Annotated in this window: 19 protein-coding genes; 17 read left to right on the plus strand and 2 right to left on the minus strand. The window is 40.0% G+C overall.

Annotation, left to right across the window (positions count from 1 at the left end):
- The first annotated feature begins 179 nt into the window (after window positions 1–179).
- The 6 genes from N9I19_RS15910 to N9I19_RS15935 all read left to right on the plus strand — a co-directional run bounded on the left by N9I19_RS15910 (window position 180) and on the right by N9I19_RS15935 (window position 6,197).
- A complete protein-coding gene (locus N9I19_RS15910) occupies window positions 180–896 on the plus strand; it encodes a glycosyltransferase family 2 protein (RefSeq protein ID WP_317778352.1) in 717 nt (238 codons plus the stop codon).
- A gap of 325 nt (window positions 897–1,221) precedes the next feature.
- Entirely contained in the window at window positions 1,222–2,094 is an 873-nt protein-coding gene (locus N9I19_RS15915; RefSeq protein WP_317778353.1) for a sulfite exporter TauE/SafE family protein, read from the plus strand.
- 12 nt (window positions 2,095–2,106) lie between these two features.
- Window positions 2,107–2,703, plus strand: a complete 597-nt coding sequence (gene cysC, locus N9I19_RS15920; protein WP_289320268.1) for an adenylyl-sulfate kinase — start codon at window positions 2,107–2,109, stop codon at window positions 2,701–2,703.
- Window positions 2,704–2,772: 69 nt separating this feature from the next.
- Entirely contained in the window at window positions 2,773–3,951 is a 1,179-nt protein-coding gene (gene sat, locus N9I19_RS15925) for a sulfate adenylyltransferase (protein ID WP_317778354.1), read from the plus strand.
- 263 nt (window positions 3,952–4,214) lie between these two features.
- The gene (locus N9I19_RS15930) at window positions 4,215–5,201 is read left to right on the plus strand and encodes an NAD(P)-dependent alcohol dehydrogenase (RefSeq protein ID WP_317778355.1); all 987 of its coding nucleotides are present in this window, start codon (window positions 4,215–4,217) and stop codon (window positions 5,199–5,201) included.
- Between the two features lie 462 nt (window positions 5,202–5,663).
- Entirely contained in the window at window positions 5,664–6,197 is a 534-nt protein-coding gene (locus N9I19_RS15935; protein WP_317778356.1) for a GNAT family N-acetyltransferase, read from the plus strand.
- Between the two features lie 331 nt (window positions 6,198–6,528).
- On the opposite strand, the gene N9I19_RS15940 is transcribed toward N9I19_RS15935, so the two are convergent.
- Window positions 6,529–7,446 (minus strand): DMT family transporter, encoded by a 918-nt coding sequence (locus N9I19_RS15940; RefSeq protein ID WP_317778357.1) that lies wholly within the window; start codon window positions 7,444–7,446, stop codon window positions 6,529–6,531.
- Between the two features lie 400 nt (window positions 7,447–7,846).
- Here N9I19_RS15940 and N9I19_RS15945 point away from each other — a divergent pair, with 400 nt between their 5' ends.
- From N9I19_RS15945 to N9I19_RS15980, 8 genes are all read left to right on the plus strand, one after another.
- Complete coding sequence (locus N9I19_RS15945; RefSeq protein WP_317778358.1) at window positions 7,847–8,803, plus strand: sugar kinase; 957 nt, start codon at window positions 7,847–7,849, stop codon at window positions 8,801–8,803.
- Window positions 8,804–8,829: 26 nt separating this feature from the next.
- The gene (gene allD / locus N9I19_RS15950) at window positions 8,830–9,840 is read left to right on the plus strand and encodes an ureidoglycolate dehydrogenase (protein WP_317778359.1); all 1,011 of its coding nucleotides are present in this window, start codon (window positions 8,830–8,832) and stop codon (window positions 9,838–9,840) included.
- Between the two features lie 8 nt (window positions 9,841–9,848).
- Complete coding sequence (locus N9I19_RS15955; RefSeq protein ID WP_317778360.1) at window positions 9,849–10,868, plus strand: zinc-binding alcohol dehydrogenase family protein; 1,020 nt, start codon at window positions 9,849–9,851, stop codon at window positions 10,866–10,868.
- Window positions 10,869–10,881: 13 nt separating this feature from the next.
- Window positions 10,882–11,502 (plus strand): bifunctional 2-keto-4-hydroxyglutarate aldolase/2-keto-3-deoxy-6-phosphogluconate aldolase, encoded by a 621-nt coding sequence (locus N9I19_RS15960; RefSeq protein ID WP_317778361.1) that lies wholly within the window; start codon window positions 10,882–10,884, stop codon window positions 11,500–11,502.
- Window positions 11,503–11,514: 12 nt separating this feature from the next.
- Window positions 11,515–12,591: a mannonate dehydratase gene (gene uxuA / locus N9I19_RS15965; RefSeq protein ID WP_317778362.1), complete on the plus strand. Its 1,077-nt coding sequence runs from the start codon at window positions 11,515–11,517 to the stop codon at window positions 12,589–12,591.
- A complete protein-coding gene (locus N9I19_RS15970) occupies window positions 12,588–13,424 on the plus strand; it encodes an SDR family oxidoreductase (RefSeq protein WP_089363390.1) in 837 nt (278 codons plus the stop codon). The genes uxuA and N9I19_RS15970 overlap by 4 nt, the downstream gene beginning before the upstream one ends.
- Window positions 13,425–13,583: 159 nt before the next feature.
- Window positions 13,584–14,585: a LacI family DNA-binding transcriptional regulator gene (locus N9I19_RS15975; RefSeq protein ID WP_317778363.1), complete on the plus strand. Its 1,002-nt coding sequence runs from the start codon at window positions 13,584–13,586 to the stop codon at window positions 14,583–14,585.
- Between the two features lie 157 nt (window positions 14,586–14,742).
- Entirely contained in the window at window positions 14,743–15,984 is a 1,242-nt protein-coding gene (locus tag N9I19_RS15980) for an MFS transporter (RefSeq protein ID WP_089363392.1), read from the plus strand.
- A 79-nt stretch (window positions 15,985–16,063) separates the two neighbouring features.
- On the opposite strand, the gene N9I19_RS15985 is transcribed toward N9I19_RS15980, so the two are convergent.
- Entirely contained in the window at window positions 16,064–16,933 is an 870-nt protein-coding gene (locus N9I19_RS15985; RefSeq protein ID WP_317778364.1) for an AraC family transcriptional regulator, read from the minus strand.
- Between the two features lie 198 nt (window positions 16,934–17,131).
- On the opposite strand from N9I19_RS15985, the gene N9I19_RS15990 reads away from it, so the two are divergent.
- The 3 genes from N9I19_RS15990 to N9I19_RS16000 all read left to right on the plus strand — a co-directional run bounded on the left by N9I19_RS15990 (window position 17,132) and on the right by N9I19_RS16000 (window position 21,262).
- Window positions 17,132–18,637: a UxaA family hydrolase gene (locus N9I19_RS15990; RefSeq protein ID WP_317778365.1), complete on the plus strand. Its 1,506-nt coding sequence runs from the start codon at window positions 17,132–17,134 to the stop codon at window positions 18,635–18,637.
- A gap of 41 nt (window positions 18,638–18,678) precedes the next feature.
- On the plus strand, window positions 18,679–19,692 hold the full coding sequence (locus tag N9I19_RS15995; RefSeq protein WP_317778366.1) for a zinc-binding alcohol dehydrogenase family protein: 1,014 nt from the start codon (window positions 18,679–18,681) through the stop codon (window positions 19,690–19,692).
- 82 nt (window positions 19,693–19,774) lie between these two features.
- Window positions 19,775–21,262 carry a tagaturonate reductase gene (locus N9I19_RS16000; RefSeq protein ID WP_317778367.1) on the plus strand — a complete coding sequence of 496 codons (1,488 nt, stop codon included), beginning with the start codon at window positions 19,775–19,777 and terminating at the stop codon, window positions 21,260–21,262.
- Window positions 21,263–21,307 lie beyond the last annotated feature (45 nt).

A 21,307-nucleotide genomic window follows, 5' to 3' on the forward strand; every position in this document is an offset into this window, starting at 1 on the left:
TAGCAGAGGCAATGGCCTATAAATATAACGCTTCTGAAAGTGTCACCACCGGAGGGTGTAAAGCAGGCATTTCTTACTAGGTGTGAATAAATATAAGAATGAAAATGAATCATTATTTATAAACAGATAGTCCGGATGTTCATGAAATAAATGGTGATTATTTGAAAGGCGGTTCATAAATGTCTAAAGTGTCGATTGTTGTTCCATTTTATAATTGTCCATATATCGATAAAGCTTTGGAGAGTTTGGTCAATCAAACCTACAAAAATATTGAAATTATCGTAGTCAATGACGGCTCTACATTATATTCAGAAAAAATCGATCCGTTTCTAGATAAAATCATTTACATTAAAAAGGAAAATGGCGGGACGGCCAGTGCCTTGAATACCGGCATCGAAAAAGCAGCAGGTGACTATGTATGCTGGCTTAGTTCTGATGACATCTTTTACCCAGAAAAAACGGAAGTCCAGTTGGATCTAATGAAAAGGGAGAATGCCTATTTTAGTTATACCAGTTATTACTGCATGGATGATGATGGAGAGATCATTTCTCCCTTAATAGGGATATACCCGTCTAATCAACTTGAACTTTTTAAAGCAATGATCAGAGGAAACATTATTAACGGCTGCTCGGTCATGATTCACAGGAAGGTTTTCGAGCTCATCGGAGTTTTTGATGAAACGCTTCAATACACACATGATTATGATTTATGGTTGCGGATCTTGCAAAACTTCAAATTTCACTTTGTGCCTCAACCCCTATTACTTTATAGGATTCATACAGAAATGGGCTCTAAAAAACATGAAGGTAGCATCAAATTGGAAAATAGGCATGTGGTTAATCGACATCATGCCAAAATGAAACAATTATTGGTAAATGAACTTAGGAAACAATAGATGATCATGATGGATAGTGAAGGTCCTTGTTTATAAAACAGGGGCTTCTTTAGCTTGGATATCATCACCAGACCTCGAGAGTGCCCAAATTAATTTTCCAACTTCCTTTTAAGTCAATTAACATACATAAAGCTCTTTGCATATCTTATAGAAATCATTCATTTTTCCCTAATAATAGGGGATTGTCACCAATTGGAAAAAGCTTTTGTTAGCAAGACTTAATTCCGATAATCGACATTGGACGAGCGTAATTCATTGGTAAGTTACAGAAACTTGGCAACATGTAGGTTATAAAAATAAGGGAATGCTCATGTAGGAGGAGAAAATGAGAAAGCTCATTATATTCGCGTTTATCGGATTTCTGGCTCAGCTGATCGATGGGTCATTAGGTATGGCATATGGGGTTACATCCACATCGTTGTTGCTGACATTCGGAATCGCACCGGCAGTGGCCTCGGCATCTGTTCATTTGGCAGAAGTCGTGACAACTGCGGCATCAGGCATTTCTCATTTGAAATTCGGAAATGTGGACCGCCAAGCCCTTTTCAAATTAATCATCCCAGGATCTGTTGGGGCATTTACAGGAGCGTGTTTTTTAAGTAATTTACCAGGAGATGTGATAAAACCATACATTTCAATATTTTTGCTGTTTCTTGGCGTGTATGTACTTTTTCGCTTTTTAAAAACGTCTCAGAAAATAAATGAAAAGAAATCAATTAATCTATCCAGAAAAAAATCGATAGCATTAGGTTTGATAGCCGGTTTCGCAGATGCAACCGGTGGGGGAGGTTGGGGTCCCATCACAACTCCTGTCCTATTATCCCAAAAAGGCGTTCCTGCCAGAAAAGTTGTTGGAACTGTTGACACAAGCGAGTTTGCTATTGCTGTTTCCGCAACCTTAGGGTTCCTCATTGCATTAGGTTGGCAGGAAGTCAACTGGTTTTGGGTAATCTCCCTTATGGTAGGCGGGATTATTGCTGCCCCGATTGCTGCATGGATCGTTACGAAATTGCCATCTTATTTATTGGGCGTCCTTGTTGGGGGTTTTATCATCTTGACGAATGCCCGGACGTTGATTGTCACTTGGACCAACCATGATCATTGGGCACCCTATATATATATGATTATTTTAATTGCGTGGGCAGGTTCTTTAGTCTTTGTCATCAGGAACAATAAAAAGGGGTCCCATAAAGAATAAAGGGGAGATAGTGTGAGTCAACAAGAGAATATCCATCAACATCCTTTTTCCATTACGAAAGAGCTAAGGCAAACTCTGCACGGACATAAAAGCTATATTCTTTGGTTTACAGGGTTATCAGGGTCGGGTAAGTCTACCATCGCAAATATGGTTGAAGGAAGACTGTATGCGATGGGAATTTCGACATATATTTTAGATGGAGATAATTTACGCAATGGATTGAATGAAGACCTTGGTTTCAGCTCGGATGACCGTAAAGAGAATATAAGGAGAATCGGGGAAGTCTCCAAAATTTTTGTGGATAGCGGAATCGTTGTGTTGGCCACTTTCATTTCGCCTTATGCCAGTGACAGGGAGAAAGTAAGAAAAAAGGTACAACAAGATGAGTTTATTGAAATTTATGTAAAGTGTCCCATCGAAGCCTGCGAAAAACGGGATCCAAAAGGATTGTACAAGAAAGCTAGAAATGGGGAAATCACTCACTTCACAGGCGTTTCGGATCCTTATGAAGAACCTGGAAATCCAGAGATTCTTATAGAAACCAATCATTACACCATTGAAGAATGCGTGCAGCAGGTCATGAAATATTTAAAGGATAATGGTCTTTAACATGTACATGTCCGAATTTGAAAAAGGAGAATATGAAACAAACCAAATCTAATGATTGAGGGGTTATAAATGCAGGCAAAAAGGAACATTATCGATCCACATGGCGGGATATTGATTCAACGTGAATTATCAGGAACTGACCGTCAAGAGTATTTGGAAAAGTGTAAATCCTTATCGTCCCTGAGCATCTCGAAATGGAATGCTTCCGATCTGGAAATGATTTCAAACGGCGGGTTCAGCCCGCTTGTGGGATTCATGGGAAAAGAGGATTACCGGAGCGTAATCAAAGATATGCATCTGGCAAATGGTTTACCATGGACGATACCGATCACTCTTCCTGTCACGAAGGAGGAGGCAAGTCGGCTGAACATTGGGGATGAAGTTGCTTTATACAGTGATGAAGGGGAACTTATTGGTATCATTCAGGTGGAAGAGAAGTTTGAATACGATAAACGGGAGGAAGCCGAACTCGTATATAAAACAGCAGATCCCAACCATCCTGGGGTTAAAAAGCTGTTTGGACAAGGGGATATATATGTCGCAGGACCTATTTATTTAATAAATGGGGCATCACATGAGCCATTCGAAAAATTTCATTTGAACCCTTCCGAAACGAGAAAGATGTTCAAGGATTTAGGTTGGAATACTGTTGTTGGGTTTCAAACGAGGAACCCTGTACACCGGGCCCATGAATACCTGCAAAAAACAGCTTTGGAAACTGTTGATGGACTATTATTGCATCCTCTTGTGGGTGAAACTAAAAAAGATGATATACCTGCCGATGTTCGGATGGAAAGTTATCAAGCTTTACTAAAAGGATATTACCCATTGGATAGGGTCTTGCTTGCCATATACCCAGCGGCAATGCGCTATGCAGGGCCAAGGGAAGCAGTATTTCATGCAATTGTTCGTAAGAATTATGGGTGCACACATTTTATTGTCGGCCGAGATCATGCAGGTGTAGGCGACTATTACGGCACATATGATGCCCAAGAAATCTTTAACCAGTTTGACCCCCTGAAAATAGGGATAAAACCCCTGTTCTTTGAACATAGCTTTTTCTGCAAAAAATGCTTGAACATGGCTTCCATGAAAACCTGTCCCCATAAAGATGAAGACAGGTTTATATTAAGTGGGACCAAAGTCAGGGAAATGCTTCGGAAGGGACTTATCCCGCCACTTGAATTTACGCGTCCTGAGGTGGCTGAGGTACTTATTAGAGGCATGAAGAGAAATGAAGGTGAGTAAGCTATTGTAAACGCCTTTAGAGATTATTCAACAGTTACTCGCTTCTTGGATAGGATCCGGAATAAGGCAATGAAAGTGCAAAGCATAACATTCCAGTATTCCTGTTAACATCATTCCTATAAAAATGGCTCTCACTTTAGTTTGGATTGCCAAAATTTAGGGTTTGGGTTATTCTTTATTAAAATAACGGAGCAGGATGGTTTAAGAACAGTTTTTGACGATTCGTAGATATTAAGTGAATATATCGAATTGGAGGAGGGTAAATGAAAGCAATTGTATACACAAAGTACGGTCCCCCCCACGTTCTTCAACTAAAAGAGGTAGAAAAGCCTACTCCTAAAGATAATGAAATACTGGTAAAAGTAAAAGCGACAACGGTAACAATGGGGGATATTCGGTCACGTAGCTTTAAAGTTCCTCTCTCTGTTTGGCTGCCTGCTCGGGTCATAATTGGTTTAAGACGTCCAAAAAAATCCATATTAGGCTTGGAGTTATCTGGGGAAGTTGAGTCAGTAGGTAAGGATGTCAAGCTGTTTAAAGCAGGTGACCATGTATTTGCAGCTTCCCAAGTGGGTTTTGGTGCTTATGCCGAGTATAAGTGTCTGCCTGAAGACGGATCAGTAGCCATTAAGCCCAATAATTTATCATTTGAGGAAGCCGCAGCCATTCCAATAGGGGCACGTACAGCATTGTTTTATCTTAGAAAAGCTAACATAGAGAGTGGTCAAAAGGTTCTTGTTTATGGTGCTTCAGGAAGTGTCGGAAGTTATGCAGTTCAGATTGCTAAGTATCTCGGAGCAAGAGTTACAGGGGTTTGCAGTACCACAAATTTAAAATTGGTAAAATCTCTGGGAGCCGATAAAGTAATCGACTACACTAAAGAAGATTTATCCAGAATGGATGAGACCTATGATGTTATATTTGAAGCGGTAGATAAGAGTTCGTTTTCAGCTTGTATGAAATCGCTGAAAAAGGACGGAACTTATCTAAATGTCACTGTACCGTTACCAGGTGTTCGAATGCTATGGACTAAATTGACAAGCGGCAAGAAGCTAATATTGAGTCAGAATTCACCTGAAACCCCCGAAGCTCTAAACTTACTTAAAGAACTTGTTGAAGCGGGGAAGTTAAAAGTGGTCATTGACAGATATTATGCGTTTGAAGAGATAGTTGAAGCCCATAGATATGTCGAGAAAGGACACAAGAAGGGAAATGTCGTAATAACTGTGGAACATAACAGCAAATCCTAATTAGGGCAGAGGATATTCAATTAATGTATTCATTGAATGTCTATATATCATGTAATCTGTTTATGGATTGGGAAACTATGATATCAAGCCCTCATAAAGCTAAAGTTTGCGTTCTTTTTATAGGGTTAGCCGGATTTTTATACTGGTTGACCTTTTTTTGAATGGAAGTCTGATATATCAGTAGCTAAGGTAGTACGTACGGGTGTTGCGCTACAAATTTATGGAGGCCTAAAGGTAGTTGATCAAAATTAATGGGCCATAAAAAAATGGGGATGCACAAAAATTCATGCATATCTAAGTAGGGCAATGCGAAGGGACGTGTATAGAAAGTAATTTCAAGGGCCTGGGGCGGTTATTTATATAAATGTTCATAAACAAATAAAGATGGTTTTTCTCAAGGATTTATCCAAGTTTAAACTAATTTGAATGGCTAAGAGGAATCTAGTTTTAAGGAGTGGAGAAATGTTTCCTATATTAAGAACTGAACGGTTGGTCTTGAGAGAATTGGTCGAAGGTGATGCATTGGATATATTAAAATGTTTTTCCAATCCAGATGTATTACGGTATTATGGTCAAACTCCATTAACAAATACAGATCAGGTGAAGCAAATTATTAGGAATTTTTCAAAGAATTTCGATGAAAAACGTGGGATTAAATGGGGAATTGAATTGAAAGGGAAGGATGGCATTATTGGAACAATTGGATTTCAAGAGTGGTCTCATGAACATAAGAGAGCAGAACTGAGCTATGCACTTTTCCCAAGTGATTGGGGTAACGGTTATGCAACAGAAGCTGCCAGTAAGGTGATTTCTTATGGTTTTAAAGAGCTTGACCTAACGCGTATTGGAGCAATTGTTTTTATTGAAAATAAAGCATCCAATAAGTTGTTGACAAATTTAGGTTTCAAAAAAGAAGGGATATTGAGAAATTATATGTACCAAAATGATGTTTCATTTGATACTAATCTATACTCTTTAATAACAGTAAAACCTTAATGAAATAACAAATCCCCCTTTAAACTAAAGTTTCTCTTGTATACAGCTATTGTGAAACAGAGACGGATATGATGAAGCTCTAATTAATGAGGCTGAAATAATATTCAAGATTGATTAATATCTGTAGATGGAGGATGGTTTGGCAGGTACCAAAGTGAAATACCTTAAGTACCAGTATATAAAATTATGAATTATACCAGCATTTAAGAAGCTAAGACACTACAATTCATTTTTTAAAAGAAATAGTAGTGTCTTAGCGTCTCTTATTTTTTTCGATGATTCACTATAGTATTAGTGTATAAAGATATGGAATCAGGTAATACTGTTGCCGCTAGGCAGATATACGTTTATTTTTCCTTTGTAGAATCCATATTTCAATTGCACCGGAGCCAAGCAATACCCCCGAAACAATGAAGATGAGTCCAATGAAATGTGCAGGCATAATGGCTTCATTGAGGAAAAATGCTGCTCCTAACAGAGAGAATAAGGTGTTTAAGTTAAGAAAAATGGATGATTCGGCTGCGCCTACCTTACCAATGGCATAATTATAGCTCATGTGCCCAAGGGCAGTGGCAAAAATGGCGGAGAAAATAAAAGCTCCCCATATGGTGTTTGGTGCAGCTGCCAGTGATGATAAGCCCTCTGGTTCCTTCCATAAGCTGATGGCAAAAAGAATAAAAGACCCGATCAGCATCATGTAGCCGGTTAGTAATCGTGGATCCATTGTTTTTGAGGCTTTATTGATAAGTATGAAACTTAATGCCTGTGAAAGTATGGAAAGTAAAATATCCACATCTCCCAGATTAATAGAATGAAGTCCTCCACTTCCTGCCATAACGGTAAAACTCACACCTAGGGCACCGCATATAAAGCCAAAAAGCCTGATTAAAGTGGGCTTTTTACGAAAGAATATCATGGTCAAGATGACAGTCAGAATTGGCCCCATGCCCAAAATCAGTCCAGCATTCGATGCAGAAGTCTTCGTCAATCCCTCAGCTAAAAAATAATGATGAAAAACGACACTCAAAAGTGCTCCTCCAAAAACGTAAAAAAGTTCACTTTTTTTTGGAAGGCGTATTAGTCCAAAGAAGAAAAGGATAAGAATGACTATAAGAGAAGCAGTGAAAATTCTCAAAGAGGTGATTGTTACGGGCTGTGTATTCGCAACTAAAATTTTAATAACTGAGACATTTAACCCCCATGTTATCATTATTCCTGTAAGCAAGATGTGAATTTTCAAAAAACTCATTCCAAAAAACAACCTTTCATACTTATTTAACAATTGATATATTATACAACTTTCTCCAAATTAATAGCAAAGAGTTAAATTTGATTGAAAGCTCTTGGATGAAAATCAGAAACTCTTAATCATTAAAAAAAGAGGGAAGGAATAAGTCCTTCCACTTTACCGTAATATGGTTTTTTTTTGTCATGAATTTGGCTGAAAAATAATATTAAATAAAAATAAAATTATGAATTATCAAACTTTTCTATTGTTTTTGGTAGGGTTTTCATTTACAATTTCCTTATGATTTACCAAACCGGTTTAGTATTTTACTAAATCGATTTAGCTAAGAAATGTAATGAAAGTGATATGATCAAATATTTTTGTTTTTATTTGTGATTGTTCGAAAGAAGGAGGTACTGTATTGTCATCAAAATATGGTGTTTTAACGCTCGGCGACGCCATGATTACGCTAAATCCGGAAGAGACAGGACCTTTAAGATTCGTTAACCGTTTTGAGCGAAAAGTAGGAGGCGCTGAACTGAATTTTGCGATTGGCTGTGCAAGGCTTGGCATGCGGGCAAAATGGATAAGCCGCTTAGGCAAGGATGAATTCGGTAAAGTTATATATAATTTCGCTCGTGGGGAAGGCGTGGACATGAGTGATGTTGCCTATGTAAATGGATATCCAACATCTCTTAACTTTAAAGAAATCCGGGAAGATGGTTCCGGAAAGACATTTTATTACCGTTATCAATCTCCCATTTTAACTTTAAAGCCGGGAGATATAACAGAGAAGATGTTTGAAGAGATTGATATAGTCCACCTTACTGGAGTATTTTTGGCTATAGATCCCAAAAATGTGGATATTGCCAAGAGGGTAATGGATATTGCAAAACAAAAAAATATACCTGTTTCATTTGATCCGAATATTCGTCTAAAGCTATGGTCCATCGAGGAAGCAAGATCAGTATATTATGATATTTTTCCATATGTTGATATTTTGCTTACAGGTTTGGATGAAATAAGATTGATCATCGGAACTGACTCTAAAGAATCTTTGGCGGAATTCGCAAAGGTGAATGATATTGATCAGCTTGTCATTAAGGACGGGAAACATGGTTCAAAACTATATACCAAAAATGATTGGCATGAAAAAGAAGCCTTCCCTGTTATACCTGTAGATACTGTTGGTGCGGGAGATGGTTATGATGCCGGTTATATTTACGGATATCTTCATGGCTTATCAATTGAAGAAAGATTGACATTCGCAAATGGTGTAGGAGCTCTTGTCACCACTGTTGCTGGGGACAATGAAGGATTACCATATTTGGATGAAGTAATGCCTTTCATACAGAATGAGGCTGTTATAGAAAGATAGATGACTGAAAGAAATGAGGGGGAAAAATGGCAACAGTAACGATACAAGCCGAGGAAGCAAAACGATTAGTCATACAACAGCTGACCAAAGTGGGTTTAAATGAAGAAAATGCCGGGAAAATCGCGGAAGTATTGGTTCATGCCGATCTCAGAAATGTCAATTCCCATGGTGTCTTGCGAACAGAGCATTATGTGAACCGTTTACTGGCAGGGGGAATAAATCCCGATGCCCAGATTTCCTTCCAAAAGACAGGGCCCGTCACCGGTGTAGTTGATGGAGATGATGGATTTGGGCATGTGATTAGTGACGTGGCCATGGACCATGCAATCGAAATGGCTAGAGATAATGGCGTGGGCATGGTGACTGTTCATAATAGCAGCCATTGCGGGGCACTAAGCTATTTTGTTCAAAAGGCCGCTGATGCAAAGTTGATTGGCATTGCGATGTCACACACCGATAAAATTGTGGTCCCGTTCGGAGGAAAAACATCATTTCTTGGTACCAACCCAATCGCTTACGGAGTTCCTGCCAAAACGAAGAAACCCTTTATTCTTGATATGGCAACATCCAATGTTGCGCTGGGGAAAATCCTCCAGGCACGCGAAGAAGGAAAGGAAATCCCTGAAGGATGGGGAGTGGATGAAAATGGAGCTAATGTCACAGACCCGAATAAAGTCGCTTCCCTTTCCACTTTCGGAGGCCCGAAAGGCTATGGTCTATCCGTAATTGTAGATGTGTTTTCTGGATTATTGGCCGGTGCGGCATTTGGCCCGCACATTGGAAAAATGTATGACGACCTTGATAAGAAACGGAAGCTTGGACATTATTTTTGTGTAATTAATCCTTCGTTCTTTACGGATACTGATATATTTTTAGAGCAAATGGATCAAATGATCGAAGAGCTGCAACAGGTTGAACATGCTCCAGGGTTCGATCGCGTATATGTACCGGGTGAGATTGAACAAATCAATGAAGAAAAAAACCTGAAACAAGGTATTACGATAGCATCAAGTGTTTATGAATTTCTTACAAAGTAGGTGGAGAAATGAAAGCGGTTCAAGTACGGAGAGCTCATGAACTGATCATTCAAGAAGTGGAAAAACCACGGATTTCGAACTCGACGGATGTCCTTGTAAAAGTAAAAAGAGTCGGGATTTGTGGATCGGATATGCATATTTACCATGGTACGAATCCTCTTGCTACGCTGCCGCGAGTCGTCGGGCATGAAGTAGCGGGAGAAGTTGTGGAGATTGGACAAGGCGTCGCGGGCATAAAAGTGGGGGACCACGTTGTTATTGAGCCCATCAGTTATTGCGGGGAGTGTTACGCCTGCCGTAAAGGCCGCCAAAATGTTTGTGAAAAACTTTCCGTTTTTGGGGTACATGAAGATGGTGGGATGAGGGAATGGTTCGTCCTTCCGGAGAAACAATTACATGTTGTGGATTCCGCTTTAGCTTGGGAAGAAATAGTATTGGCTGAGCCATACACAATCGGCGCACAGGCCGTTTGGAGAGGTGAAGTGGAGGAAGGGGAAACAGTGCTTATCCAGGGAGCCGGGCCTATTGGAATTTGCATATTAAAGATGGCAAAGCTTCAAGGAGCATCAGTGATGATCACGGATTTAAGTGATGAGCGTTTGGAATTCGCTAAAGAAAGCGGCGCCGATATCACCGTCCATGCTGGAAAAGAAGATGTTCAAAAACGAGTGGAAGAATGGACGAATGGCGAAGGGGCCAACGTTGTCATTGATGCAGTATGCTTACCGATGACATTCGAATTGTCTTTCGATGTCGTGTCAACGGCGGGGCGGATTGTCGTACTCGGTTTTGATGAACGTCCTTCATCGGTTTCCCAGCTACCAATCACAAAAAAGGAAGTATCGGTGAAAGGATCTAGATTGCAAACCAACCAGTTCCCAAAAGTGGTAAAACTTTTAAATGAAGGAAAACTCAGACATGAAGGTTTAGTTACCCATACATTTTCGCTCGATGATATCCAGGAAGCATTTAATTTTGTTGAAAATCATCCCGAACAAGTTCGAAAAGCGATCATCGTTTTTAATTAAGGGGGTAGGAGTTATGGATAAACATTCAATCATACATCGAATAACGGAAACGAAAGTTGTAGCTGTTATCCGGGGACAGGATGCAAAGGAGGCGGCACAACTTTCTAAAGCAGCTGTGGAAGGCGGTATTCAGGCAATCGAATTGACGTATACAACACCGGGAATTGAAGAAGCTTTCAAAGATCTGCAAAATACGGATGCACTATTAGGAGCAGGCTCGGTACTTGATTCTGAAACGGCTCGGCACGCGATTTTAGCTGGCGCCAATTTTATCGTCAGCCCCTATTTTGTCAATGGCGTAGCCGAACTTTGTAATCGATACGGCATTCCCTATATGCCTGGATGCATGACAATTAGAGAAATGGCTACATCATTGGAAGCAGGTTGTGATGTTTTGAAGTTATTTCCGGCAAATCATTTTGAACCTTATTTCATCAAGTCGGTTAATGGTCCACTGCCCAATGTAAGGATCATGCCAACCGGCGGAATCAATTTGGATAACATGAAGGACTGGCTGAATGCAGGCGCGGTAGCAATCGGGATCGGCAGTGACTTGAACAAAGCATATCAAAATGGCGGATATGAAGCCGCAGTGGAATTAAGCCGAAAATACATGCAAAAAATTGCGGAATAATGGAGGTGCATGATGAACATTACATTTAGATGGTACGGGAAAGACAATGATACCGTTACACTGGAGCACATTAAACAGATTCCTGGAGTGAAAGGTATTGTCTGGGCACTTCACCAAAAACCTGTTGGTGATGTATGGGAAAAAGAAGAAATTCAAGAAGAAATTGAGTATATCCAATCATTTGGTTTTCACACGGATGTCGTAGAAAGTGTAAATGTCCATGAATCGATTAAATTGGGTAATGAAGACCGCATGATATATATAGAGAAATACAAAGAGACGATCCGGAATCTTTCGGAAGCTGGAGTGAAGGTCATTTGTTATAACTTCATGCCGATCTTTGATTGGACTCGGACGGAAATGTTCCATCCTTTGGAAGATGGCTCAACTGCCCTGTTTTATGAAAAAGCGAAAGTGGATACGTTAGATCCTCAAGATTTAATTCGTACTGTAATGGAAGCTTCAGATTTAACTTTACCAGGTTGGGAACCAGAAAAGATGGATAGAATCTCTGAATTATTCGAAGCTTACAAAACTGTGGACGAAGAGCAGCTATGGGCGAATCTTGAAATATTCCTAAAAGAAATATTACCTGTTGCAGAGGCTTGCGGTATAAAAATGGCAATACACCCGGATGATCCGCCATGGTCCATTTTTGGTTTGCCAAGAATCATCACCAGTGAGTCGAGCTATGAAAAACTGATCTCGATTTCGGATTCACCATCGAATGCGTTTACCTTGTGTACAGGATCTATGGGGGCAAACCCTGAAAATGATATGGTCCAGGTGGCTAAAAAATATGCAGACCGTTCACCTTTCTCGCATATACGCAATGTGAAGATTTATGAAAATGGTGACTTTGTGGAAACATCCCATCATACCCAGGATGGATCGATCAATATACAGGGCGTCGTGGAAGAATTGAATAAGCAAAATTATACTGGTTATGTCAGACCGGATCATGGCCGCCATATATGGGGTGAAGTTTGCCGCCCAGGTTACGGTTTATATGACCGAGCATTGGGAATCATGTATTTGCTCGGATTATGGGATGCATATGAAGCTACTAAATTAGGTGAAAAATCATGATTCCCATTCATGAAAACTTATCGAACAGGGTGGCAGTTATCACTGGAGGCAGCGGTGTTTTATGTTCCAAAATGGCGGTGGAATTGGCCCGTCATGGTGTCAAGATAGCTATATTGAACAGAACGGCGGAAAAAGGGCAAGAAGTGGTCGAACTCATTGAACAAACTGGGGGGACTGCGATTTCCATCGCGGCAGACGTTTTGGATAGAACCTCATTGGAAAATGCAAAAGGGAAAATAATAGAATCGTTCGGAAGAGTGGATCTATTAATAAATGGTGCGGGAGGCAATCACCCTGATGCCATCACAGCTCCAGAGAAATATGGGGAAGAAGCAGAAGGAAAATCCTTTTTTGATTTGGATGAAAATGGATTCTCTCAGGTTTTTGCCAGTAATTTCACCGGTACATTTTTGGCCAGTCAGGTTTTTGGGAAAGAGTTATTGCAAGTGGAAGCACCTGTTATCGTGAATGTATCTTCCATGAGCGCCTACGCTCCAATGACTAAAGTACCAGCATATAGTGCTGCCAAAGCTTCGATAAATAATTTTACCATGTGGATGGCTGTTCATTTTGCCGAAGAAGGTTTACGGGTGAATGCCATTGCTCCAGGATTCTTTTTGACGAAGCAAAATCGGGATCTTCTGCTTAATGAAGATGGCAGCCTGACGGCAAGATCTAATAAAATCATTACTTCAACACCCATGAAGCGCTTTGGGCAGCCTGAAGATTTACTTGGTACCTTGCTTTGGCTAGTTGATGAATCCTATTCGGGCTTTGTCACGGGAATTACGGTACCAGTCGATGGTGGTTTCATGGCATACTCCGGCGTGTGAATTCAGCTCCTATATATAGGCAAACAAGTTAACGTGATTAAATTATTCCATGGTATGGGAAATTGACTTTTTTACTGCATCAGAAGGTGATTGTAAAGCTTTCCTTATTATAATAGAATATTCCTTATATATCGAAATCACACGACAGGGATGAATGAAATGAAAACCATTACAATTACTGATGTCGCCAATCACGCGAAAGTATCAAAAAGCACAGTTTCCCAATACCTGAATAAACGTTACGAATATATGAGTGAAAAAACCAGGAAAAAGATTGAAGAAACAATAGAAGAGTTAAACTATCAGCCTAATATAATAGCACGCAGTTTAAAACAAAAGTCCACTTTTACCGTTGGGGTGGTGGTTGCCAATATCCTTCACACGTTTTCAACTCAGGTTATTAGAGCTATAGAAAACTACTTTTATGAACAAGGGTTCCATATTATCGTATGCAATGCAGATGACAATCCTGAAAAGGAAAAGAATTATATTGAAATGCTAAGAGCTAAACAAGTGGATGGGATCATCATATTCCCCACAGGGGACAACCTTGATTTATATCAACGTATGAAGAGTGATCATTTCCCGATTGTTTTCATGGATAGGACGATCGAAGAATTGGATATTGCAACAGTCATGCTCGATAATCACCTTGCTTCCAAGTTAGCGATCGACAGGTTTATTGAAAAGGGTTATAAAACCATTGCAATCATAACCACTTCAATAATACGCGATATCAGTCCTCGTATCGAACGGATCCAAGGGTACAAGGATTCACTCGCGACACATGGGATACCATTCAATTCTGAATATATTAAAACAGTGAATGCAGATGAAATTCCGGTTGCACTTTCAGAATTTTTCGAATTGGAAAAGCCGCCTCAAGCCATTTTGGCAGGAAATGATATCGTGCTTAATGAAGTGTTGCGTTATATGAAACAGCACGAAATCAATATACCTGATGACATAGCGGTCATAGGGATCGATGATGTGCCCTATGCCAGTTTCTATACACCGACCATCACAACGGTAAATCAGCCAGCCATTGAAATGGCCAACTTGGCAGCAGAGTTACTGCTTAGTCAAATCAATAAAATAGGAATAGAGGATACAAGCGTGCATCGCTTGAAACCGACTTTGCTTTCAAGGAATTCTTGCTAGAACCGGATGTAAGAATTCCTGTGAAAAAGAAAGCGCTTTTTTACGGGAATTCTAAACCGATTTAGTTAAAGTTCATATAGACTTTACTCTTGGTTATTAAATGGAAACGTTGCCAAAAATGCTGCTGCATTTATTGAAACGTATAGGGGGGTACTTTATGTTTTCAAATGGTAGAGGAATGGTCATCGTTTTCTTGTTCTTGGCAGGTGTAATAAATTATCTGGACCGATCTGCACTGTCCATTGCAGCTCCGTTCATCCAAGATGATTTATCCTTAACAGCAACACAGATGGGGATTATTTTTAGTAGCTTTTCAGTTGGTTATGCCATATTTAATTTCCTTGGAGGAATGGCGTCCGATAAATGGGGTGCAAAGATCACGCTCTTCGTGGCGATGATCGTTTGGTCTTTATTCAGTGGTGCACTTGTACTTGCTGTCGGTTTTGCAAGTATGATAATCATCCGCATACTGTTTGGGATGGGCGAAGGCCCTCTTTCTTCAACCATCAATAAAATGGTGAATAACTGGTTCCCAGCGAATCAGCGGGCATCTGTCGTTGGTTTGACGAATAGCGGGACGCCGCTTGGTGGCGCGATTGCAGGTCCTATAGTTGGATTTATTGCCATCTCATATGGATGGAGAGTTTCTTTCATTGCCATTATGGTGATTGGCCTGATATGGGCGATTTGCTGGTGGAAGTTCGTTAAAGAAAAACCAGAAGAGTCAAAAGAACAGAAACATACTGGGAAATCTTATGTAGCGGCAACATCGGAAGGAAAGGTGAAATTCACCTTTTATTTAAAACAAAAAACGGTTTTATTTACAGCTCTAGCCTTTTTTTCTTACAATTATATTCTCTTCTTTTTCTTAACTTGGTTCCCAAGCTATTTGGTGGATGCACGCGGCCTAAGTGTAGAAAATATGAGCATCATTACAGTGATTCCTTGGATTTTTGGATTCATCGGACTTGCTTTGGGTGGATTCGTGTCGGATTTCTTCTCTAAAAAATTCGCTCAAAAAGGTGTTTTATTCTCACGTAAGCTCGTGCTTGTAACATGTTTGTTCTTATCGGCGGTATGTATCGGTTTTGCCGGACTTGTATCCACAACGGTCAGTGCGGTAACGCTTGTCGCACTTTCCGTCTTCTTCCTATATTTGACTGGTGCCATTTACTGGGCAATCGTCAACGATGTTGTCGACCCTGGTAATGTTGGATCTGTTGGAGGTTTTATGCATTTCTTGGCAAATACAGCAGGTATCATCGGACCGACGTTAACAGGGTATATTGTCGATACCTCAGGCACATACACAGTTGCATTCTTGCTTGCAGGAGGATTGGCCATCGTTGCATCGCTTGCAGTCATCCGTTTTGTAAGACCGATAGTAAAGCCTGTGTAATAGATTGTTAGAATGGAAGTGTCTCCCAAAGGAAATATCAAGGGAAGACACTTCCATTTTTCATGTTTACTAGGCATGCTTAGCGCATCCGATTTTCTTTTCGAAATGTTGCAGGTGTTTTTTTATTGTATTTTTTAAAGGTGCGAAAAAATTGGGGCATGCTTTCAAAACCACACATCTCAGCAATATGGGCAATGGTGTGATTCGTTTCCAGCAAAAGTTCCTTTGCCTTGATGATTCTTTTCGTATTTAAATATACTATTAATCCAATTCCAGTCGTTTCCTTAAAAACTCTGCTGAAATGAGCGGGACTGACCAAAGCTTTTTGTGCAAGTGTCGTCAAAGTCAATGATTCATCGATATGTTCATTAATATAAATTAAAATATCTTTGATCCATTCTGAACTATAGCTATTGCCCTCTGGTATATCCACTTTGCCATTTATCCGGGTACGGTATAAATCAAGTATGATTTGATGAACGGTCAGCAAACAAGCATGCCTCGAGCCCATTGATTGGCTAGTGGTTTCTTTCAGGATGAGTTGTAGCTGTTCCTCCATCTTTTCTTGTTTATTTTTCGGCAATGATATTTTATAATTCTTACTCTTTTTTGTCAGGTCAAACAAATGTAAATATGAAAAAGAATCATCAACCATATCTTTATATATCAATGTGGGACTGAAAAAGATAATGGTGGAGGTAACAGGGGCGTCCATATTGGGTAAAGCCCTATGAATTGTATTATTAGGGATCAGGAATACATCCCCTTGCTGCATATCATAAAACACATCACCAATAAAAAAGGTCCCCTTACCGTTATAAACATAAACAATTTCATAATAGTCATGCATATGATCGGACAATTCATTCTGGGGACTTTTCGTATCCTGATAGACAAAAGAAAATGGGAAGAGTAAATCATGATTTAATATATTATGAATTTTTTTCATTTCGTTCATCTCCTGAAAGTATAATACAACAAGAATGAGTATATTTATAGCAAAATATGCAATTTATATTTCAAAAATTGATGTTAAAATTAAAATAGATTTAAAAATTAAAAAAGTTCAAGCGAAAAATGAAAGGGCTTTCGGAATGGATTGGCGTTTGGTTTTGAACGTCTTCACTCATGAAAAGGAGGGGACAAAATGAATAAATTTGTTCAATTGCATTCAAATGATGATGTTGTTATTTCCTTGGAGGGGATTCATAAAGGACAGAGCCTCCATATTCAAACGGAAGACAGGGGAATGATCCATATAAAGGCAAGTGATGACATTCCTAAAGGGCATAAAATGTTAGTGAAACCGATAAAACGAGGGGAGGACGTAATCAAATTCGGCTACTCGATCGGAAAAGCTAAAGAAGATATCTCAATTGGCGATTGGGTTCACACCCATAATCTAGCATCCGGTTTGCATGGTATATTGGATTATTCCTATCAACCTAGCAGTCAACATACAAAAGAGCCAAGTCAAGATCATACCTTCCAAGGATATATCCGTGAAAATGGGGAAGTGGGTATCCGGAATGAAATCTGGATCATCAACACGGTTGGTTGCATCAATAAAACATGTGAAATTCTCGCTAAAATGGGAAATGAGCAGTTTAAGGATCGACAAATCGATGGGATTCATCACTTTTCCCACCCATACGGCTGTTCTCAATTGGGAGATGATTTGACACATACACAGAAACTTTTAGCTGCCTTGGCTCAACATCCAAATGCAGCAGGGGTTTTAGTTGTAGGGTTAGGATGTGAGAACAATCAAATCGAAGCATTTAAAGAGGTCATAGGCGAATTTCCTCCAAATCGCATTAAATTTTTAAAAGCCCAGGAGGTTCAAGATGAATTGGAGAGCGGCTTACGTTTAATGGGAGAATTAGTGGAATATGCCGAAGGATTCGTACGCAAGCCCGTACCGGTTTCAAAGCTGAAAATAGGCCTGAAATGCGGGGGTTCCGATGGTTTTTCAGGCATTACCGCTAATCCATTGGTTGGTGCGGTTTCCGACCTTATTGTAGAAAATGGCGGGACCACGATATTGACAGAGGTTCCTGAAATGTTTGGAGCGGAAACGATATTGATGAACAGGGCAAGAGATGAAGAAACCTTCAATAAAATCGTTGACCTTATTAATGATTTCAAACAGTATTTCATTCGCCATGATCAGGAAATTTATGAAAACCCTTCACCTGGAAACAAGGAAGGCGGCATAAGTACGCTGGAGGAAAAATCACTTGGGTGCACGCAAAAAGGCGGCCATGCCACTGTAGTGGATGTTAACCCATATGGTGAAAGGGTAGTGAAGCATGGTTTGAATTTAATCAATTCTCCTGGAAATGATCTGATTTCGGTGACGGCTTTGGCAGCAGCAGGTGCACATATCGTTCTGTTCACTACGGGAAGGGGAACACCATTTGGCGGACCGGTGCCAACCGTGAAAATAGCAACGAATTCAGATTTAGCCGATCGTAAAAAACACTGGATTGATTATAATGCAGGGCAGTTGATTGAAGGTCAAAAGATCGAGGAATTAAAAGACGGTTTATTCCAATACATTCTTGAACTTTCATCAGGTAAAAAGAAAACGAATAATGAAAAATTCGGTTATAGGGAGATAAGCATCTTTAAAGAAGGCGTCATTCTCTAACAGGTGTAATCTATTAAGATACTAAAAAGGAGTGTTATTCAGTGAAAAGTATTGTTTGTGAACAACCTTTTGAATTTAAGATGATCGAGACGGAAAAACCGGTTCCAAACTCAGGCGAAGCTTTGGTTCGTGTGCGGCGAATAGGAATTTGCGGTACGGATATTCATGCCTATGGTGGTAATCAACCCTTTTTTAGCTATCCTCGAATACTTGGACATGAATTATCCGGTTATATTGAATCCATACCGGAGAATGAATCAGGGCTGAATGTAGGGGATCAAGTATCGATCATCCCCTATATGGAATGTGGAAAATGCCTGGCTTGCAGAAGTGGGAAAACGAACTGCTGTACGGATATGAAAGTTTTGGGTGTACATGCTGAAGGCGGCATGAGTGAGTGGATGACGGTTCATTATAATCATTTGGTGAGAACAGAGGGTCTTACACTTGACCAATCCGCAATGATAGAGCCATTAAGTATAGGGGCTCACGCAGTTAGGCGCGCTGCTATTCAAATAGGGGAATTTGCACTGGTAATTGGAGCTGGTCCAATTGGCTTGGGAGTCATGGCATTCGCTAAAGAACAGGGTGCGAAGGTGATCGCAATGGATGTAAATGATGAACGCCTTGCGTTTGCTGGCCAATGGGCAAATGTCGATTATACGTTGAACGTTTTGGAGAATCCAATGGAGGAATTAGCCCAATTGACAAATGGAGATATGCCAAGCGTGGTATTTGATGCGACAGGTAATGCTAAGTCAATGATGGATTCATTTAAATATCCTGCTCACGGCGGAAGGGTGATTTATGTTGGGTTAGTTAAAGCGGATATTTCCTTTAATGATCCTGAATTCCACAGTAAAGAGCTTACATTAATGGGAAGCCGTAATGCAACAAGGGATGACTTTGATTATGTCGTGAATACGCTGAAGAATGACAAGCTGGATATGGGCCAGTATATTACACACCGCACACATTTGGATGAAATGATCAATCAGTTTGAAGGGTGGTTAACTCCTGAAGCCAAAGTGATCAAGGCTATCGTCGAAATTTAAGCATTACGTATGCTGTCATAAGGGCAACCTTCTAAATCGCACTCCGAATTGGATATTTCAATAAGAAAGGTGTTCTTTGATCATGAACATAAATAAATGTCAGCTAAAGAATCTGAGTAAAGCTACAAAAGCTGTCAAATATTCACATATGATGGATTTTCCCATAAAAGTATTGCAGATTGGGGAGGGGAATTTTCTTCGAGGCTTCTTTGATTGGATGATTCATGAATGTAATAAACAAGGTCATTTCATGGGAAGTATTGCAGTTACCCAGCCTCGCCGCGCCGGAAAAGGGAAAATAGAGGAAGTGAAGCGGCAGGATGGCCTGTATACATTAATGTTACGTGGTTTTCACCAAGGGGAGAAAATGGAACATACAGAGATCATTTCCGTTTTTTCGAAGGTAATTGATCCATATGAAGATTGGGTGGAATTTTTAGCGTTATCGGAAAATCCTGAATTGGAATTTGTAGTTTCCAACACGACTGAAGCAGGGCTCAAATACCAGTTGATTCCTTTGGAAGAAGGAAAACCAATTGAATCCTTTCCAGGAAAACTGACTGCTTTTTTGTATCATCGTTATTTGCATTTCAACGGAGATGCGAAAAAAGGACTGATCATGCTGCCTTGCGAGCTTTTAGAGAGAAATGGTGATTCATTGAAGCAATGCGTTCTTAAGCATTGCAGGGATTGGGATTTACCAAAGCCATTCATGAAGTGGGTGGACCGGGACAACCTATTCCTAAACTCGCTTGTAGACCGTATCGTTACAGGATTCCCAGCCAGTGAGTCGGAAAAACTATTTTCGGAATGGGGATATAAGGATACTCTGCTAAATACGGCAGAACCCTACCATTTATGGGCTATTGAAGGTGACCCTTGTATTGATCAACGTCTTCCTTTACAACAAGCAGGCTTAAATGTACGTTGGGTAAAAGATTTAACACCTTATCAAATGAGGAAGGTACGGATTCTTAATGGTTCTCATACCTTGATGGCTCCTTTAGGCATTTTATCTGGAATGGAAGAAGTAAAACAGGCAATCGATCATCCGGAATTCAACCAATTTCTGAGCAATGCCATCGAAAAGGAAATAATTCCATCATTACCTTTTGATCAAAATGAGATGATGTTATATGGGGAAAGTGTTCTTGAGCGATTTAAGAATCCTTTTGTACATCACCTCCTGGCCGATATTTCGCTGAATAGCATTTCGAAGTTCAAGGTCCGTCTCCTGCCTACCTTAGAGGAATATCATAAGGCGCGTGGCAGGCTGCCTGACTGTATCGTACGAGGTTTTTCAGGCTTGATCCGATTTTATAAGGTTCACGAAGTGAAGGGGAGTTATATTGGTAAAAGCTTTGCGGGTAAAGTCTACGTCGTTAAAGATGATATAAAGACAATTGAATTTTTCAAGGAACAATGGCTTCGTTATGATAAGGGGGAAATCCCACTTAGACAATTGATAGAGGCCACCTTAAGTAATCAATATCTATGGGGGAAGGATTTGAGCGATATCACGAACCTAGGAAACGAATTATGTCGATATTTGGAAGGGATGATGGACTGAAATTATCGGTTGTTGGTTAGGTAAAGTTGATGAATAACCTTCCAA

The organism is Peribacillus sp. CSMR9 (genome assembly GCF_033141925.1).
GTDB lineage: Bacteria > Bacillota > Bacilli > Bacillales > DSM-1321 > Peribacillus > Peribacillus simplex_A.

Bases quoted from the DNA above. Each gene is read 5' to 3' on its own strand.
- N9I19_RS15990 (WP_317778365.1), top strand. From the start codon at position 17,132: ATGAATAAATTTGTTCAATTGCATTCAAATGATGATGTTGTTATTTCC.
- N9I19_RS16000 (WP_317778367.1), top strand. From the start codon at position 19,775: ATGAACATAAATAAATGTCAGCTAAAGAATCTGAGTAAAGCTACAAAA.
- N9I19_RS15960 (WP_317778361.1), top strand. From the start codon at position 10,882: ATGGATAAACATTCAATCATACATCGAATAACGGAAACGAAAGTTGTA.
- N9I19_RS15910 (WP_317778352.1), top strand. From the start codon at position 180: ATGTCTAAAGTGTCGATTGTTGTTCCATTTTATAATTGTCCATATATC.
- N9I19_RS15915 (WP_317778353.1), top strand. From the start codon at position 1,222: ATGAGAAAGCTCATTATATTCGCGTTTATCGGATTTCTGGCTCAGCTG.
- N9I19_RS15970 (WP_089363390.1), top strand. From the start codon at position 12,588: ATGATTCCCATTCATGAAAACTTATCGAACAGGGTGGCAGTTATCACT.
- N9I19_RS15940 (WP_317778357.1), bottom strand. From the start codon at position 7,446: ATGAGTTTTTTGAAAATTCACATCTTGCTTACAGGAATAATGATAACA.
- N9I19_RS15975 (WP_317778363.1), top strand. From the start codon at position 13,584: ATGAAAACCATTACAATTACTGATGTCGCCAATCACGCGAAAGTATCA.
- N9I19_RS15935 (WP_317778356.1), top strand. From the start codon at position 5,664: ATGTTTCCTATATTAAGAACTGAACGGTTGGTCTTGAGAGAATTGGTC.
- N9I19_RS15980 (WP_089363392.1), top strand. From the start codon at position 14,743: ATGTTTTCAAATGGTAGAGGAATGGTCATCGTTTTCTTGTTCTTGGCA.
- N9I19_RS15930 (WP_317778355.1), top strand. From the start codon at position 4,215: ATGAAAGCAATTGTATACACAAAGTACGGTCCCCCCCACGTTCTTCAA.
- N9I19_RS15985 (WP_317778364.1), bottom strand. From the start codon at position 16,933: ATGAAAAAAATTCATAATATATTAAATCATGATTTACTCTTCCCATTT.
- N9I19_RS15955 (WP_317778360.1), top strand. From the start codon at position 9,849: ATGAAAGCGGTTCAAGTACGGAGAGCTCATGAACTGATCATTCAAGAA.
- uxuA (WP_317778362.1), top strand. From the start codon at position 11,515: ATGAACATTACATTTAGATGGTACGGGAAAGACAATGATACCGTTACA.
- sat (WP_317778354.1), top strand. From the start codon at position 2,773: ATGCAGGCAAAAAGGAACATTATCGATCCACATGGCGGGATATTGATT.
- allD (WP_317778359.1), top strand. From the start codon at position 8,830: ATGGCAACAGTAACGATACAAGCCGAGGAAGCAAAACGATTAGTCATA.